This is a genomic window from Streptomyces sp. A2-16 (genome assembly GCF_018128905.1).
Lineage (GTDB): Bacteria > Actinomycetota > Actinomycetes > Streptomycetales > Streptomycetaceae > Streptomyces.
In genome coordinates this window covers 9,622,103-9,638,735 of record NZ_CP063808.1, presented here as the reverse complement: position 1 = coordinate 9,638,735, position 16,633 = coordinate 9,622,103, and the positions used below count along the sequence as shown (strand labels likewise).

16 protein-coding genes and 1 tRNA gene are annotated in these 16,633 nt (G+C 70.6%); 5 read left to right on the top strand and 12 right to left on the bottom strand.

The genetic code is table 11. From position 1 onward, the window contains the following. The first annotated feature begins 5 nt into the window (after positions 1-5). From IOD14_RS43335 to IOD14_RS43320, 4 genes are all read left to right on the top strand, one after another. Entirely contained in the window at positions 6-1,511 is a 1,506-nt protein-coding gene (locus IOD14_RS43335) for a bifunctional glycosyltransferase family 2/GtrA family protein (protein ID WP_212673118.1), read from the top strand. Next, on the top strand, positions 1,511-3,724 hold the full coding sequence (locus IOD14_RS43330) for a glycosyltransferase family 39 protein (protein ID WP_212673117.1): 2,214 nt from the start codon (positions 1,511-1,513) through the stop codon (positions 3,722-3,724). Before IOD14_RS43335 ends, IOD14_RS43330 begins: the two co-directional genes overlap by 1 nt. 115 nt (positions 3,725-3,839) lie before the next feature. Further along, positions 3,840-5,321 carry an MFS transporter gene (locus tag IOD14_RS43325; RefSeq protein WP_249126226.1) on the top strand — a complete coding sequence of 494 codons (1,482 nt, stop codon included), beginning with the start codon at positions 3,840-3,842 and terminating at the stop codon, positions 5,319-5,321. 154 nt (positions 5,322-5,475) lie between these two features. After that, complete coding sequence (locus IOD14_RS43320; protein ID WP_212673116.1) at positions 5,476-6,237, top strand: TetR/AcrR family transcriptional regulator; 762 nt, start codon at positions 5,476-5,478, stop codon at positions 6,235-6,237. Between the two features lie 27 nt (positions 6,238-6,264). Here IOD14_RS43320 and IOD14_RS43315 read toward each other — a convergent pair whose 3' ends face one another. From IOD14_RS43315 to IOD14_RS43295, 5 genes are all read right to left on the bottom strand, one after another. After that, entirely contained in the window at positions 6,265-6,735 is a 471-nt protein-coding gene (locus tag IOD14_RS43315; RefSeq protein ID WP_123990272.1) for a PPOX class F420-dependent oxidoreductase, read from the bottom strand. Positions 6,736-6,739: 4 nt separating this feature from the next. Further along, positions 6,740-7,339, bottom strand: coding sequence for a class I SAM-dependent methyltransferase (locus IOD14_RS43310; protein WP_212673115.1), 600 nt, complete (start codon positions 7,337-7,339; stop codon positions 6,740-6,742). Between the two features lie 35 nt (positions 7,340-7,374). Next, positions 7,375-8,196, bottom strand: a complete 822-nt coding sequence (locus IOD14_RS43305; RefSeq protein ID WP_123990271.1) for a YceI family protein — start codon at positions 8,194-8,196, stop codon at positions 7,375-7,377. Between the two features lie 101 nt (positions 8,197-8,297). Continuing rightward, on the bottom strand, positions 8,298-10,823 hold the full coding sequence (locus IOD14_RS43300; protein ID WP_123990270.1) for an MFS transporter: 2,526 nt from the start codon (positions 10,821-10,823) through the stop codon (positions 8,298-8,300). Between the two features lie 13 nt (positions 10,824-10,836). Next, a complete protein-coding gene (locus IOD14_RS43295) occupies positions 10,837-11,400 on the bottom strand; it encodes a MarR family winged helix-turn-helix transcriptional regulator (RefSeq protein ID WP_123990269.1) in 564 nt (187 codons plus the stop codon). A gap of 195 nt (positions 11,401-11,595) precedes the next feature. On the opposite strand from IOD14_RS43295, the gene IOD14_RS43290 reads away from it, so the two are divergent. Continuing rightward, positions 11,596-11,802, top strand: a complete 207-nt coding sequence (locus IOD14_RS43290; protein WP_123990268.1) for a hypothetical protein — start codon at positions 11,596-11,598, stop codon at positions 11,800-11,802. A 606-nt stretch (positions 11,803-12,408) separates the two neighbouring features. Here the strand turns inward: IOD14_RS43290 and IOD14_RS43285 are convergent. The 7 genes from IOD14_RS43285 to IOD14_RS43255 form a co-directional block, all read right to left on the bottom strand. Further along, positions 12,409-13,302, bottom strand: coding sequence for an RNA polymerase sigma factor SigF (locus IOD14_RS43285; protein WP_123990267.1), 894 nt, complete (start codon positions 13,300-13,302; stop codon positions 12,409-12,411). A gap of 327 nt (positions 13,303-13,629) precedes the next feature. After that, positions 13,630-14,487, bottom strand: coding sequence for an RNA polymerase sigma factor SigF (locus IOD14_RS43280; RefSeq protein WP_123990266.1), 858 nt, complete (start codon positions 14,485-14,487; stop codon positions 13,630-13,632). A gap of 144 nt (positions 14,488-14,631) precedes the next feature. Next, entirely contained in the window at positions 14,632-14,925 is a 294-nt protein-coding gene (locus IOD14_RS43275; protein WP_123990265.1) for a Dabb family protein, read from the bottom strand. Positions 14,926-14,937: 12 nt separating this feature from the next. Further along, positions 14,938-15,114, bottom strand: a complete 177-nt coding sequence (locus IOD14_RS43270; protein WP_174269173.1) for a hypothetical protein — start codon at positions 15,112-15,114, stop codon at positions 14,938-14,940. A 106-nt stretch (positions 15,115-15,220) separates the two neighbouring features. Continuing rightward, a tRNA-Ser gene (locus tag IOD14_RS43265) sits at positions 15,221-15,305 on the bottom strand. Between the two features lie 45 nt (positions 15,306-15,350). Beyond that, positions 15,351-15,776, bottom strand: coding sequence for a tRNA adenosine(34) deaminase TadA (gene tadA, locus IOD14_RS43260; RefSeq protein ID WP_249126225.1), 426 nt, complete (start codon positions 15,774-15,776; stop codon positions 15,351-15,353). A 59-nt stretch (positions 15,777-15,835) separates the two neighbouring features. After that, a complete protein-coding gene (locus IOD14_RS43255; protein WP_123992737.1) occupies positions 15,836-16,375 on the bottom strand; it encodes a hypothetical protein in 540 nt (179 codons plus the stop codon). Positions 16,376-16,633: the final 258 nt, after the last annotated feature.

The following is a 16,633-nucleotide window of genomic DNA, read 5'->3' as shown; positions in this document are numbered from 1 at the left end:
TTCACATGCGAACCGACTCTTCTCCCGGCACCCTGCCGGCGCGGGAGCACCTCCCGGCCGGCGACGCCGGTACGCCTGTCCTGGACGTAGTGATCCCCGTCTACAACGAGGAGAAGGACCTCCAGCCGTGTGTGCTGAGACTGCACGAGCACCTCGAGCGCACGTTCCCGTACGCGTTCCGCATCACCATCGCGGACAACGCGTCGACGGACACCACTCCCCTGGTGTCGCGGCGGCTGGAGGCGGAGATCCCGGAGGTCAGGGCCTTCCGGCTGGAGCAGAAGGGCCGCGGCCGGGCGCTGCGGACCGTCTGGTCCGCCTCGGACGCCCCGGTCCTCGCCTACATGGACGTGGACCTGTCCACCGACCTCAACGCCCTGCTGCCGCTGGTGGCCCCGCTGATCTCGGGCCACTCCGACCTGGCGATCGGCTCCCGGCTCGCCCGCAGCTCCCGGGTGGTGCGCGGCCCGAAGCGCGAGTTCATCAGCCGCGCCTACAACCTGATCCTGCGCGGCTCGCTCCAGGCCCGCTTCTCCGACGCGCAGTGCGGCTTCAAGGCCATCCGGCGTGATGTGGCGCAGGTCCTGCTGCCGCTCGTCGAGGACACCGGCTGGTTCTTCGACACCGAGATGCTGGTCATCGCCGAGCGCGCGGGACTGCGTATCCACGAAGTGCCCGTCGACTGGGTCGACGACCCGGACTCCACCGTCCACATCGTGAAGACGGCGACCGAGGACCTCAAGGGCGTGTGGCGGGTGGGCAAGGCCCTGGCGGGCGGGTCGCTGCCGCTGGACCGGATCACCCGGCCGTTCGGCGACGACCCGCGCGACCGCGAGATCCAGGACGTGCCGAAGGGGCTGGCCCGCCAGCTCGTCGGGTTCTGTGTCGTCGGCGGTCTGTCGACCCTCTTCTACCTGCTCCTCTACAGCGTCTTCCGGCAGTTCGGCGGCTCCCAGACCGCCAACGCGCTGGCCCTGCTGGTCTCGGCGGTCGCCAACACCGCCGCCAACCGGCGCCTGACCTTCGGGGTGCGCGGGCGGGGCGGCGCCGTCCGGCACCAGGCGCAGGGCCTGGTCGTCTTCGGTATCGGCCTCGCGCTGACCAGCGGCTCGCTCGCCGCGCTCAACGCGGCCAGCAGCGACCCCGCGCACTCCACCGAACTGGCGGTGCTGATCGCCGCCAACCTCGCGGCGACCGTGCTGCGCTTCCTGCTCTTCCGGGCCTGGGTCTTCCCCGACCGCGGTGACGACCAGCCCCGGTCCACCGTCGTCGCCGCCCACACCCCCGCCCAGCCCCCCGCCCACACCCTCACCGCACAGCCGCAGTCGTACGGTCCGCTGCCCCAGCGCCCGACGGCACACCCGTACGCGACGACGCCGTACACCCCGCAATCCCCGTACGACACGACCGAGTTCCGCGCCGGTGAAGTCGCGGAGCAGCGCTCCTGGAGGGACGCGACCGTGCAGTTGCAGCCGGTGCGCCCGACCGACACCGACCCGAGGAACTCCTGATGACCACGCAGACCGACCATCCGACCCAGCAGGGTTCCGGGTGGGGTCCGGCGGCGACGGCCCCCGAGGCGCCGGTCGTTCCCCCGGCCCCCGACTCCGGTGAACCCCAGCAGCCCTTCGCGCGCAGACTGTGGCGCGGCCGTCCCGAGGACCCGCGCTGGGCTCGCCCGGCCTTCCTCGCCCTGCTCGCCGCGACCCTCCTGCTCTATCTGTACAACCTGAGTTCCTCCGGCTACGCCAACTCCTTCTACTCGGCGGCGGTCCAGGCCGGCAGCCAGTCCTGGAAGGCGTTCTTCTTCGGCTCGCTGGACGCGGGCAACGCGATCACCGTCGACAAGCCCCCGGCCTCGCTGTGGCCGATGGAGCTGTCGGTGCGGATCTTCGGCCTCAACTCCTGGGCGATCCTGGCCCCCGAGGTCCTCATGGGCGTCGGCACGGTCGCCGTCGTCTACGCCTCCGTGCGTCGCCGGTTCAGCGCGGTGGCCGGTCTGGTCGCGGGCGCCGTGCTCGCGCTCACCCCGGTCGCGGCGCTGATGTTCCGGTTCAACAACCCCGACGCCATGCTGGCGCTGCTGATGGCGGTCGCCTGCTACTTCGTGGTCCGCGCCCTGGAGGACGGCCGTACGAAGTGGCTGCTGTGGGCCGGTGCCGCGATCGGTTTCGCGTTCCTCGCCAAGACCCTGCAGGCCTTCCTGATCCTGCCGCCGCTGGCGATCGTCCACGCCGTCTGCGCGCCGGTCCCCGTCAAGAAGCGGATCGGTCAACTGGCCGCGGCCACCGCCGCGTTGGTCGTCTCGGGCGGCTGGTGGGTCGCGATCGTCGAGCTGTGGCCCGCCTCCTCGCGCCCCTACATCGGCGGCTCCCAGAACAACTCCTTCCTTGAACTGACCTTCGGCTACAACGGCTTCGGCCGCCTCAACGGCGACGAGACCGGTTCGGTCGGCGGCGGTGGCGGCGGAGGCGGCACCGGGCAGTGGGGCGAGACCGGCTGGGACCGGATGTTCAACTCCGAGATCGGCGGCCAGATCTCCTGGCTGCTGCCGGCCGCGCTGATCCTCCTCGTCGCCGGTCTGGTGGCGACCCGCAGGCTCGGTCGCACCTCGGTGACGCGCGGTTCGTTCCTGGTCTGGGGCGGCTCGCTGCTGATGACCATGGTCGTCTTCAGCTACATGGCGGGCATCTTCCACCAGTACTACACGGTGGCCCTCGCCCCCTACATGGCGGCCGTGATCGGCATGGGCGCGGGCGTCCTGTGGGAGAAGCGCGCCGAACTGTGGGCGTCGATCGCCCTGGCGGCCTCGGTCGTGGCGGCGGTGGCCTGGAGCTACATCCTGCTCAACCGCACCTCCGACTACCTTCCCTGGCTGAAGTACCTGGTCCTGATCGGCGGCCTGGTCGCCGCGCTCGGCCTGATCTTCGCGGGCCGCGTCAGCCGGCAACTCGCTCTCGCCGCGGCCTCCCTGGGCCTGGTGACCGCTCTGGCCGGTCCGACGGCGTACACCGTCAGCACCCTCCAGGAGGGTCACACCGGTTCCATCGTGACCGCGGGTCCGGCGGGCGCGTCCATGATGGGCGGCGGTCCGGGCGGGGGCGGCGGCGGTGGCCGGGGCGGCTTCGGCGGCACCATGCCCGGTCAGCAGGGCCAGAACCAGCAGAACGGCAATGGCGGCACGGGCGGCTTCCCCGGCGGAGGGATGCCCGGGCAGAACCAGCAGAACGGCAACGGCAACACCCAGAACCAGCAGGGCGGCAACGGCACCACCCAGAGTCCGCAGGGCGGCCCCGGCGGTCAGACGGGCGACGGCGGCGGAATGGGCGGCATGGGCGGCGGTGGTGTCGGCGGTCTGCTGAACGGCGCGAGCGTCACCTCCGAGGCCAAGAAGCTGCTGGAGACCGACTCGTCGAAGTACACCTGGGTCGCGGCGGCCATCGGCGCCCAGAACGCGGCGAGCTACCAGCTCTCCACCGGCGACCCGGTGATGGCGATCGGCGGCTTCAACGGCACCGACCCGTCCCCGACGCCGGCCGAGTTCAAGGAGTACGTGGCCGACGGCAGGATCCACTACTTCATCGCCGGCGGTTCCGGCGGCGGCATGGGCGGCAGCAGCAGCGGTACGTCCTCGCAGATCACCTCGTGGGTCGAGGCCAACTTCAAGAAGGTCACGGTCGGTTCGGCCACCTTCTACGACCTCACCCAGAAGGCGAGCGGCTGACGCAGGGCCGGAAGAAGCGAGAGGGGCGGTGACCGTTCGGGTCGCCGCCCCTCTCGCCGTCCACGGCGGGAAACCTTCTTGTACGGTGTATGGGAACTGTTCTACGGTGTACAACATGACCGCTCCCGCCCCCGCCGCCGTCTCCCAGGGCCACCCCCAGCGCTGGCTGATACTCGGCGTCATCTGTCTCGCGCAGCTGACCGTGCTGCTCGACAACACGATCCTGAACGTGGCCATCCCCTCCCTCACCAGCGAACTGGGCGCCGCCACCTCCGACATCCAGTGGATGATCAACGCGTACTCACTGGTGCAGTCGGGTCTCCTGCTCACCGCGGGCAGCGCGGCCGACCGCTACGGCCGCAAGAAGATGCTGGCCGCGGGCCTGGTGCTGTTCGGCGTGGGCTCGCTGGTCGCGGGCCTCGCGGACTCCACCGGTCAGCTGATCGCGGCACGGGCCGGGATGGGCGTGGGCGGAGCGCTGCTCATGACCACGACGCTCGCCGTCGCGATGCAGATCTTCGCGCCCGAGGAGCAGCCGAAGGCGATCGGGATCTGGGCGGCGGTGAACTCGCTGGGCTTCGCGACCGGCCCCCTCCTCGGCGGCTTCATGCTGAACCACTTCTGGTGGGGCGCGATCTTCCTGATCAACCTGCCGGTCGCCGCGCTCGCCCTGGTCGCGGTCGTGCTCCTGGTCCCCGAGTCGAAGAACCCGCAGGGCGACCGCCCCGACCTGCTGGGCGCCCTGCTGTCCACGATCGGCATGGCCTCCCTGGTGTTCGCGATCATCTCCGGCCCCGAGCACGGCTGGACGTCCGGCCGGGTGCTGGTGCCGGCGGCCGTGGCGGTCGTGGTCCTCGCCGGATTCGCGTACTGGGAGAGCCGGATCCCCCATCCCATGCTCGACATGCACTTCTTCCGCGACCGCCGGTTCACCGGAGCGGTCGCCGGGGCGGTCCTGATCACCTTCGGCATGGGCGGCTCCCTGTTCCTGCTCACCCAGCACATGCAGTTCGTCCTCGGATACGGCCCCCTGGAGGCGGGGCTGCGGACGGCACCGCTCGCGCTGATGATCGTGGCCCTCAACTTCACGGGCCTGTCGGCGAAGTGGTCGACCAGGCTCGGGACGCCCCTCTCCATCGGCCTGGGCATGGCGGTGATGGCCCTGGGCCTCCTCTCCATCGCCACGCTCACCGACCACGGCTATCCGGGCACCCTGCTGGGCCTGGTGCTCATCGGCGCGGGGGCGGCGGTCGCCAGTCCCGCGATGGCACACGCGATCATGAGCGCGATCCCGCCGGAGAAGGCCGGGGTCGGCGCAGGGATCAACGGCACCGTGGCGGAGTTCGGGCAGGGGCTGGGCGTCGCGGTGCTGGGCGCGGTGCTGAACGCGCGGTTCGCGACCCTGGTCTCGGTGGCGGCAGCGTCACTGCCGGCGGCGCTGGCGCAGGCGGGGTCGGTGTCGGAGCGGGCGCGGATCACGGAGGCGTTCGCCTCCGGGCTGGAGAGCAGTCAGTTGGTGGGGGCGGTGGCCGTGCTGCTGGGCGGGGTGGTGGCGGGGGTGTTGTTGCGAAGGGCGGAGCGGGGGGAAGTCGCCTGAGGGGGGCGGGGCCTTGGTGCGTCGGCGGCTGCGGGCCTGTTGTGGCTGGTCGCGCCCACGCGGCGGTAGCCGCAGATCGACGCAGCCCCGCGCCCCAAGAGGTTGGCGGCCGCCTAGCATCTCTATCAGTGAACGACGTCTCGGAAGGTGCGCCATGGTGAAGGCAGGCCAAGGAGCGGCCGCACGAACCAGTGTCTGGCTGGAAGGCAAGGTGCGCCGAGGCGGCCGGAGCGGTGGACAGCCTTCCGGCCTCGACCGGGACCGGATCACCGAGGTGACAGTCCGTCTCCTGGACGCCGAGGGGCTGGCCAGGTTCTCCATGCGGCGGCTGGCCGCCGAGCTGAACGTGACCGCGATGTCCGTCTACTGGTACGTCGACACCAAGGACGACCTCCTCGAACTCGCCCTGGACGCGGCCTTCGGCGAACTGGAGCTGCCGGACCCGGACGCCGACGAGGACTGGCGGGACCAACTGCGCACGGTGGCCGGTCAGTACCGGAGCCTGCTGGTCCGGCACCCCTGGGTCTCACCGCTGGCCGGCACCTTCCTCAACATCGGCCCCCGGTCCCTGGCCCTGTCCCGGGTCGTGCACCGGGTCGTCCGCAAGACGGGCCTGCCCGCACACGGCATCACCGGCGCGATCTCCGCCGTCTTCCAGTTCGTGTACGGCTTCGGCACCATCGAGGGTCACTTCATCGCCCGCTCCGCGCAGGCCGGCATGACCCAGGAGGCCTACTTCCGCCAGGCCATGACGGCGGCGACCCGGTCCCCCGGCGCCGCGGAGATCCTCAAGGAGAACGAGGAGATCATGAAGGCACGCGGCGGCGACACGGTGGAGGAGATGCGGGACAGGGACTTCACCTTCGCCCTGGAACTCCTCGTCAAGGGGATCGAGGCGATGGCCGAACGCCCCTAGGCGCGCCGGCCCAGGGGCGTCGGGCGCTCAGTCCTTCGAGGCCAGCCGCGCGGGGAACCCGCCCGTCGCCACCGGCCCCCACCGCTCCGGCGTGACCCGAATGATCGACTTCCCCTGCTTCACCATCGCCGCCCGGTACTCGTCCCAGTCGGGGTGCTCCCCGGAGATGTTCCGGAAGTACTCCACCAGCGGCTCCACGGAGTCCGGGGAGTCGATCACCTCCGCGGTCCCGTCGACCTGGACCCACGGCCCGTCCCAGTCGTCGCTCAGCACGATCACGCTGACCCGGGAGTCCCGCTTCGCGTTCCGCGTCTTCGCCCGCTCCGGATACGTCGACACGACGATCCGCCCAGAGTCGTCCACCCCGCAGGTCAGCGGCGAGGCCTGCGGCGACCCGTCCCCCCGCCGCGTCAGCAGGATCGCCCGGTGCCGGGGGCGTACGAAGTCCAGCAGCTCCTCGAGGGAGACGGCCTTGTTGGTCGCGATGTTCGGTGCCATGGAATCAGCCTAGTTGGAGCGCCACGGAGTTCCACCGCACCTCCTCCCGGCCGAGCCGGTCCGACCCCTCGTCCACGATCCGCAGCAGCCTCAGCCCCGCCTCCGCCGCCTGCCCGGCGACCTCCTCGGGCGGGATGTCGTACATCCGCCGATCCACCGGCGGCGCACCGCGCCGCAGTGTGATCAGCAGGATGCCGCCCGGCGCGAGCAGCCCGGCCAGCCGCCGCATGGCGACAGGCCGCTCCCGCGGGGACAGGTGCATCCACACCGCGGACAACAGGACGAGGTCGTACGGCCCCTGGACGCCGGGTATCTCCGGCAGCGCCCCCGCCCGCCAGACCACCCCGCCGCCGGGATGCAGCCGCGCGGCCTCGCGCCGGAGCTCCGCCACCGGCTCCACCGCGTCGACCGCGTACCCGCGCGCGGCCAGCGCCGCCGCGTCCCGCCCGGTCCCCGCACCGACGTCCAGCGCCCGCGCGGGCGCCTTCGGCAGCAGATCCAGCAGCGCCCCGTGCACGTCCTCGAACGCGACGCTCTCGTACACCCTCCCCAGCCGCTCCGCCGACTCGGCGTAGTAGCTCTGCACCCCGGCCGTCCGCTCCATACCCCGAACCGTACGACCCGCCACTGACAACGGCTTCAGGCCTGCGGCAGCGACTCCCCCTGCACCGCCTGGACGTCGAGCTCGACCTTCAGCGTCGTACCGATCGCCGCGATCCCCGCCTGCACGACCTGGTTGTAGTTCATGGCGAAGTCCTCCCGCCGCAGCTGGGTCGTCGCCCGGAAGGCCGCGCGGGTCCCGCCCCAGGGGTCGGCGCCCGTGCCCAGGTAGGCGAGGTCCAGGTCGACGGGCCGTACGACACCGCGCATCGCCAGCTCACCCCGTACGGTCCAGCGGTCCGTACCGGCCACGACCAGCCCCGTCGACCGGTAGGTGATCTCCGGGTACCGCTCGACGTCCAGGAAGTCCGCCGACCTCAGGTGCTCGTCCCGCATCGCGTTGCCGGTGTCGATGGAGGCCGCCCGGATCACCGCCTCCACCCGGGACTTGGTCACGTCGTCCGGGGCCACCTCGATCGCCGCCGTGAAGTCGGTGAAGCGGCCGTGCACGCTGGAGATGCCCAGGTGCTGGGCGACCGCGCCCACACTGGAGTGGGCCGGGTCGACGGTCCAGGGCCCCGGCGGCGGGAGTTCCGCCCCGCCGACGCGGGCCAGCGTGACCGTGCCGACCTCGGCCCTGCCGCTCGCGGTGACGATCGCGCTCGAGGCGGCGGGCGCGTAGCCGACGGCCGTGACGATGACGGTGTACGGCCCCGGCTCCAGCGGAGTCGCGTCCCGTACGGCGCCCTCCGGGTCCGCCTCCGCGCGCAGCACCTGCGTGCCGGTCATGTCGGTCACCGTGACGACCGCGTGCGACACGGCCCATCCGTCCCGGGTGCGGATCCTCGCGGTCAGTGCCATCTCACCCAACTCCTCGAAGCCTGCGGAACTGCGACCGGCCCGTGGCGGGCACGCGCCTCCGCTCAGAGCGCGCGCTCCCCACCACGGGCCGGGGTCCTGAACTACTCGCCCGGGTGGGCGAGTTCGATGTCGTGGTCGTCGACGCCGGGGCCGTTCACCGTCAGCGCCGTCGCCTGCGGCGGGTAGCCCGTCGCGATGACCGTGTACTCGCCGCCGTCCAGGTCGGTGAAGGCGTACGCCCCGTCCGTCCCGGTGGTGGCGGTCCCGACCACGTTGCCGGCCGCGTCGACCAGCGTCACGCGGGCGTCGGCCAGCGGACCGTGCGGCGCCCGTACGACACCCTGCAGACGGGCGCCCGAGTCCAGGTCGACCTCGATCCGGGTGACGCCGGTGCCGCCGACCTCGACGGGCAGGGCGCGCGGCCGGAACCCGGCGGCGTTCACCGCGACGGTCACCGCACCCGGCACCAGCTCACCGAAGGCGAACTCGCCCTGCTCACCGGTGGTCCCGGTGGCCAGCAGGTCGCCCCGCACATCGGTGACGATCACCATCGCGTCCTTGACCGGCTCCCCGTTCTGCGCGGCCCGCACGAGCCCGTTCAGCCCACTGGTGCCGCTGAGGAGGATGTCGTACGCCACCGGCTCGCCGCCCACCAGGACGGTCGACGCCTGCGGCTGGAAGCCGTCCGCGGAGGCGATCAGGACGTACGAGCCCACGCTCGGCGCCTCGACCGCGTAGGAACCGTCGGCCCGCGTGACCGACCGGCCCAGCTGCCGTCCCGTGAGCGAGATCAGCGTGACCGCGGCCTGGGGGACCGGCGCGCTCTCGGCGCCGCGCACGAAACCGCGCACCGGGATGCCGCCGGAGCCCTCGACGGACGCCTCCGGACGGGCGAGCGTGGCCACGGCGGCCAGCCGCTGGGTGCCGTCGGGGGCGGTCTCGGTGTCGGAGGTGGTCGTGGCCCAGCTGGGGGTGTGCCCGGCAGCGGGAGCCTCGGCCGCTTCCGCGGGCACCTCGGCCGGCGACTCGTCCGCCGCGGCCTGTGCCAGCGCGCCCTTGGTCCGCAGCGGGACCTCCTTGATGAACAGGGTGATCAGGAACGCGACGGCCGCGAGGACGCCGGCGATCAGGAACACGTCGGCGATGCCGTGGCCGTAGGCGCTCTCCATGAGCGTGCGCACCGGGGCCGGGAGCTTGGCCAGGTCCGGGATGCTGTCGGTGGAGGAGCTCGAACCGGCAAGGGCGGCCTGGTACTTGGGGTCGAGGGCGGCGATCCCGTCCGACACGTAGTGCGTGATCCGGTGGGACATGACCGCGCCGAGCGCGGAGACGCCGACCGCACCACCGAGGGAACGGAAGAAGGTGACCGTGGAGCTGGCGGAGCCGAGGTCGCTCGGGTCGACCTGGTTCTGGGTGCACAGCACCAGGTTCTGCATCATCATGCCGATGCCGAGACCCAGCAGGGCCATGAAGATCGACATCTTCCAGTAGGCCGTGTCGTACCGGATGGTGCCCAGCAGGCCCAGTCCGGCCGTCACCAGCACACCACCGCTGACCAGCCACGCCTTCCAGCGTCCGGTGCGGGTGATGAACTGCCCGGAGACGGTGGAGGAGATGAAGAGCCCGCCGATCATCGGGATCGTCATGACGCCCGACATCGTGGGGGACTTGTCGCGGGCCAGCTGGAAGTACTGGCTGAAGAAGACCGTGCCGGTGAACATCGCGACACCGACGAACAGCGAGGCCAGCGAGGCGAGGGTGATCGTGCGGTTCTTGAACAGCCGCAGCGGGATGATCGGCTCGCGCACCTTGGACTCGACCAGCACGAAGATCAGACCGAGGACGATCGAACCGCCGACCATCGCGTACGTCTGCCAGGAGATCCAGTCGTACTTGTCACCGGCGAAGGTGACCCAGACCAGCAGCAGCGAGACAGCGGCGGCGATGAAGAACGCGCCGCCCCAGTCGACCTTCACGTCCCGCTTCACGACGGGCAGGTGCAGCGTCTTCTGCAGCACGATCAGCGCGATGACGGCGAAGGGGACGCCGACGTAGAAGCACCAGCGCCAGCCCAGCCACGAGGTGTCGGTGATGACACCGCCGAGCAGCGGGCCGCCGACGGTGGCGACGGCGAAGGTCGCGCCGAGGTAGCCGGAGTAACGGCCGCGCTCACGCGGGGAGATCATCGCGGCCATGACGATCTGCGCGAGGGCGGACAGACCGCCGACGCCGATGCCCTGGACGACACGGCAGGCGATCAGCATGCCGGCGTTCTGCGAGAGACCGGCGGCCGCGGAGCCCAGCACGTAGATGACGAGGGCTATCTGGACGAGCGCCTTCTTGCTGTACAGGTCGGCGAGCTTGCCCCACAGGGGGGTGGCCGCGGTCATCGACAGGAGGGCGGCGGTGACGACCCAGGTGTAGGCGGACTGGCCGCCGCCGAGATCGCTGATGATGTGCGGGAGGGCGTTGGTGACGATCGTGGACGACAGGATCGCCACGAACATGCCGAGCAGCAGGCCGGAGATGGCCTCCATGATCTGCCGGTGCGTCATCGGGGCGTACTCCTGGGAGCCTCCCCCGTGCTTGGCGTGAGCCCGCACACCGGCTGGTGTGGTCGTTGCCATGGGCTTCCTTCTCTTACTTGGTGATCGCGGGTGTACGGGTGGTCTGTTCGAATACGGGGGGTGCGTGGGGTCCGGAGTCCCGTGCCGGAGGTCCGCCGGGCGCGTCGGGTACGGGGAGTACCGGGGGCCGGGGGTCGGGGCCGTGGGCGCGGGTGTCGTCGAAGCTCGCCCGCAGGCGGGCCATCAGCGCGGTCAGCTGGGCCACCTCGTCGTCGCTCCAGTCGCCGAGTCGCTCGGCGAGCATGTGGCAGGTACGGCGGGACAGCTGGTCGAGGAGCGACTGGCCGGCCGGTGTCAGGCGCAGGATGCGGGAGCGCTTGTCCGCCGGGTCGGGGGAGCGCTCGATCCAGCCGCGCTCGGCGACGTGTGCCACGTGGCGGCTGGTGACCGACATGTCCACGGCGAGCAGCTCGGAGAGTCTGCTCATGCGCATGTCTCCGTAGCGCCCGAGGAGGGTCAGTACGGCGGCGGAGCCGGAGGGGCACTCGGACGGCATCATCCGCCCGATCTCCCTCTTCACCGCTCCGAAGGCACTGAACTGGCGGATCAGCTCTTCGTATCGCGCCTGCTCGGCCATCACACCTCCCGTATTCGTTGCTTGGGGCAACCATAGGTGTGCTTGGTTGCTACAGGCAAATAAAACGGGGTAGGAGCGGTATAAAAACTTGGCAAAGGCAAGTATTGCGAACGTAAATCTGCATGTGGGGCCTGGGGATGGCCCTGTCAGCCCCGCACTTGGGCCCGACTCCCTGATTCGCTAGGGTCTCTGGGCATGGCTGACAACCAGGGCCCCCAGGGCAACTACGACCCCGCCGGCAGCACTCAGATGTTCCGCGCGTTCGTCGACGAGGGCCCGCAGGGCCGCACCCAGCAGACCGCACCGGCCGCTTCGTCCGGCGGTCCGCGCGTCGGGATCATCATCGGAGTGATCGTCGCGGTGGCGGTTGTGGCGGCGGTGGCTTGGCTGGCGCTGAAGTAGGCCGGATGCCTGCGGCGCAGCTGCGGACCCGGTGGGGGCGTGCGTAGCGCGTGCGGTTCGGTGGGTGGGTCGGGGCCGGGGTGGGGGGTGTCCGTCCTCGGTCCGGCGGCTCGGTCACTTGAGCAGTGCTCGGTAACGGACGCCGGCCGCTGCGGGCGGACACCCCCCACCCCGTCCCCTTGCCGCCGTACGCGGCTTGCGGCCCGTCGTGGGCGCGCGTCCCGGCCGCCGGCCCGTGGTGCCGCGCGGTCCGGCGAGCGGCTCGTGGAGGCGAGCGGCTCGTGGAGGCGCGCGAGGTGGCTTCCTCGGGTCCGTTGCGGCGCGCGGGCTGGCGAACGGCCCGTCCCGGCGCAGGATCACTGCAACCCCCCAGGGGCGCGGGGAACTGCGCGACCAGCCACGACTGACCCGCAGCCGCCCGACCACCTGACCCGGCACCCCCATAGGCGCCCGGCTCCAGCCCAGCGCAGCTGACCGCGGGGAACTGCGTGACCAGCCACGACGGCCTCGCAGTCGCCCGACTACCGAACTCGGCACCCCAAAAGGCGCCCGGCTCCAGCCCAGCGCAGCTGATCGCGCGACCAGCTACGCCCGGCTCGGAGCTGGTCAGTCCGAGATGAGGCCTTCCCGCAATTGGGCCAGGGTGCGGGTCAGGAGGCGGGAGACGTGCATCTGGGAGATGCCGACCTCCTCGCCGATCTGGGACTGGGTCATGTTGGCGAAGAAGCGCAGCATGATGATCTGGCGCTCACGGGGCGGGAGTTTGGCCAGGAGCGGCTTCAGGGACTCCCGGTACTCGACGCCCTCCAGGGCCGTGTCCTCGTAGCCGAGGCGGTCCGCGAGGGAACCCTCGCCGCCGTCGTCCTCCGGGGCCGGGGAGTCCAGCGATGACGCGGTGTACGCGTTGCCGACCGCGAGGCCGTCGACGACGTCCTCCTCGGACACGCCCAGCACGGAGGCGAGTTCGGCGACCGTCGGAGAGCGGTCCAGCTTCTGGGAGAGCTCGTCGCTGGCCTTGGTGAGTGCGAGGCGCAGCTCCTGGAGGCGGCGCGGGACGCGGACCGACCAGGAGGTGTCGCGGAAGAACCGCTTGATCTCGCCCACGACCGTCGGCATCGCGAACGTCGGGAACTCGACGCCCCGTTCGCAGTCGAAGCGGTCGATCGCCTTGATCAGCCCGATGGTGCCGACCTGGACGATGTCCTCCATCGGCTCGTTGCGCGAGCGGAAACGAGCCGCCGCGTAGCGCACCAACGGGAGGTTGAGCTCGATGAGGGTGTCCCGGACGTACGCGCGCTCGGGGCTGTTCTCGTCGAGTGCGGCGAGCCGCAGGAAGAGGGAGCGGGACAGGGTGCGGGTGTCGATGGCTCCGGATACGGCCGGAAGGGCCGGGAGGGCCGGGGCCTGCGCGGCCTCGACGGCCGTGACGTCGTCGAGTGCGGGCTCAGCCTCGTTCTTGGTGAGCGTGAGCACCTTCGAGCTGCCCTGATCTGCGGACATGCCACCCCCTTTGGGTCGCGGGACGGTCGCGGCGAACGCCCCGTGGTGGAACGTCAGCCTTCACCTGAATACCGGAGCCGAAGCCTCGGCAAACGCGCTTCCGGCAGAATGTCACATGTCGGCAACACGCTGTAGTGACATGTCGACATGTGAGACTCTAATCCGCCCTGGATAAAGGGGGTCTGACGGTTTTTCGGCACAGAAGTGTCGGGAACGGCGCCGGTGAGCGATTCGCTCTTGCCGGTTACCTCTCGATCCTGCTTGCGAACTGCGGTGTTACGGATCGTGCGACCGTGCGCCCCTTATGCATCGGCTATCCGCGGAAGACTATGCGTCGATCCGATTGGCGGACCGCAGTCGCTGGAAGCTACGCGCCAGTAGCCTCGAAACGTGCATCTGCGAGACGCCGAGTTCCGCGCTGATTTGCGACTGGGTGAGATTGCTGTAGTAGCGCAGCAGCAGGATTCGCTGTTCCCGTTCCGGGAGTTGGACCAGGAGATGGCGGACCAGGTCGCGGTGTTCCACGCCGTCGAGCGCCGGGTCCTCGTAACCGAGCCGGTCGAGCAGGCCCGGCAGTCCGTCGCCCTCCTGGGCGGCCTCGAGCGAGGTGGCGTGGTACGACCGGCCGGCCTCGATGCAGGACAGCACCTCGTCCTCGGTGATGCGCAGCCGCTCGGCGATCTCGGCCGTGGTGGGGGTGCGGCCGAACGCGGTCGTCAGGTCCTCGGTGGCGCCGTTGACCTGGACCCACAACTCGTGGAGACGGCGGGGTACGTGGACCGTGCGGACGTTGTCGCGGAAGTACCGCTTGATCTCGCCCACGACGGTCGGCATCGCGAAGGTCGGGAACTGCACGCCCCGGTCCGGGTCGAAGCGGTCGATCGCGTTGATGAGCCCGATGGTGCCGACCTGGATCACGTCCTCCATCGGCTCGTTCCGGGAGCGGAAGCGGGCGGCCGCGTAGCGCACGAGCGGGAGGTTGGCCTCGATGAGTGCCGTCCGCACCCGGTTGTGCTCCGGCGTGCCGGGCTGAAGCCCTTTCAACTGGCCGAAGAGCACCTGGGTGAGCGCCCGGGTGTCGGCGCCGCGACTGCGTGGAGCGGCCTCCTGGGGGGCCTCCTGGGGAGGCGCGGTACTGGCCGACACGGTCAACGCCACCTCTTCGTTGGTCAACTCATCCGTCAAAAGCGGTCATAGCATCACAAGACATGTGCACTGTGTGCAAGCACCGCATAACGTTGGGTTACGCCGTGTTGAGGGGCAAGTTGGAGCGGAAGACGCACAAAAGCCTCCCGCCGTTGCCGGCAGGAGGCTTCGGAGCACTCGGGCTCAGTACGCGTAGTCCGCGATCACCCAGGTGGCGAACTCCTTCCACAGCGCCACGCCCGCCTGGTGCTCCGGGTGCTCGACGTACGTCCGCAGCGCGGTCGCGTCCTCGAACCCGGAGTTGATGGCGAAGTCGTAGGCGATGGGGCGGTCGCTGAGGTTCCAGCCCAGCTCCCAGAAGCGGATCTCGGGGATCTTGCCCTCCAGGGCACGGAAGGCTGCCACGCCCTCCACGACGCGCGGGTCGTCGCGCTCGACACCCTCGTTGAGCTTGAAGAGGACCAGGTGGCGGATCATCTGCGCTCCCAGCTAGTGCGCGCCGTCGGCCAGCCATGTGAAGAAGTCGCCCACGGCCTTGGCGGCGTCCGATATGCCCTCGAACCCTATCTGCACGTAGTCGGCGGCCTTGGCCGGGTCCGTGATGATCACGTACAGGATGAAGACCACGAGCACATAGACGGCGATCTTCTTACCGTTCACCGCCATCGCGGCCTCCCCCGCTTGTTGTGTTCTGTTGCTTCTGGGGCGCGAGTGTAACCGGGGTGATCAGTACGCACGAAGGGCCCCGTCTCTCGACGGGGCCCTTCTCAAGCGGTAGCGGAGGGATTTGAACCCTCGGTGACTTGCGCCACACTCGCTTTCGAGGCGAGCTCCTTCGGCCGCTCGGACACGCTACCGAGGGAGACCTTACAGCAAGGTGGGGCGTGCTTTGAAATCGGTATTCAGCGGTCCCGGAAGAACTCCGTGAGCAGCCTCGCGCACTCGTCCGCGAGGACGCCCTCGACCACCTCGGGGCGGTGGTTGAGGCGCCGATCGCGGACGACGTCCCACAGGGAGCCGGCCGCGCCCGCCTTCTCGTCCCGGGCGCCGTAGACGACCCGGTCCACCCGGGACTGCACGATCGCGCCCGCGCACATCGTGCAGGGCTCCAGCGTGACGACCAGGGTGCAGCCGGTCAGCCGCCACTCGCCGAGCTGCGCCGCGGCCCTTCTGATCGCGAGGATCTCCGCGTGCGCGGTCGGATCGCCGCCGGCCTCGCGTTCGTTGTGGCCGGCGGCGAGCACGGTCGTACCGTCCGGGGACAGTACGACGGCGCCCACCGGCACGTCCGGGCCCGCCCGGCCGGCCTCGTCCAGGGCGAGCCGCATCGCGGTCCGCCAAGGATCCCGCACCGGGTCGGGGGCGCCGTCTTCCGCGGTCGGTGCGGTCAGCGGACGGTCTCCAGGACCTCCGAGGCGCCCAGGGCCTCGGCGATCTCGGTGACGGCGTCCTCCGACAGGGCCTTCAGCTCCTTCTCGCTGACACCCAGGTCGTCGAGGACCTGCGCGTCACCGACCGGGCCGTGCGGTACGGCCTCTCCGGAGCCGCCCGCCTCGACGGTGTCGTCGTCGTCCTCCTCGTCCTCCCCGTCCTCGGTCCCGTCGAGATCGAGGGCGTCGAGGTCGGGGCCGTCGTCGCCGGGCTCCCTTCCGAGCAGTTCGTCGGTGAGCAGGATCTCGCCGTACGAGCTGCGGGCGGCAGCGGCGGCGTCCGAGACGTAGATACGAGGGTCCTCCTCGCCGTCGATGCGGACGACGCCGAACCAGGCGTCCTCCTGCTCGATCAGCACGAGCACCGTGTCGTCCTCGGCCGCGGCTTCCCGGGCGAGGTCGGCCAGATCCGACAGCGTCTCCACATTGTCGAGGAGCTCCGTGTCGCTCGCTTCCCACCCGTCTTCGGTGCGCGCGAGCAGTGCGGCGAAGTACACCGTGACTCTCCCACTGGTCATAGGCGTGCCGGTTGGGGGTCCCCCCGGCGGAGGTTGGGCGGGGAGAGCTCGGCTCCGAGCCCCACCCACTCGGAATCGTGGCAGAAACAAGGCGTTCAGGGGACGTCTTCGGCACCCTGTGTCCGGTGGTTTTGATCGCACGCGCGTCGGCACGTCGGTGAAGGACTCACCAGCGCACTCGTCGCCGCCACGAGCGGGATCGTACGCGGCTTTTCCAAGGGGCCACGCACGGCCACC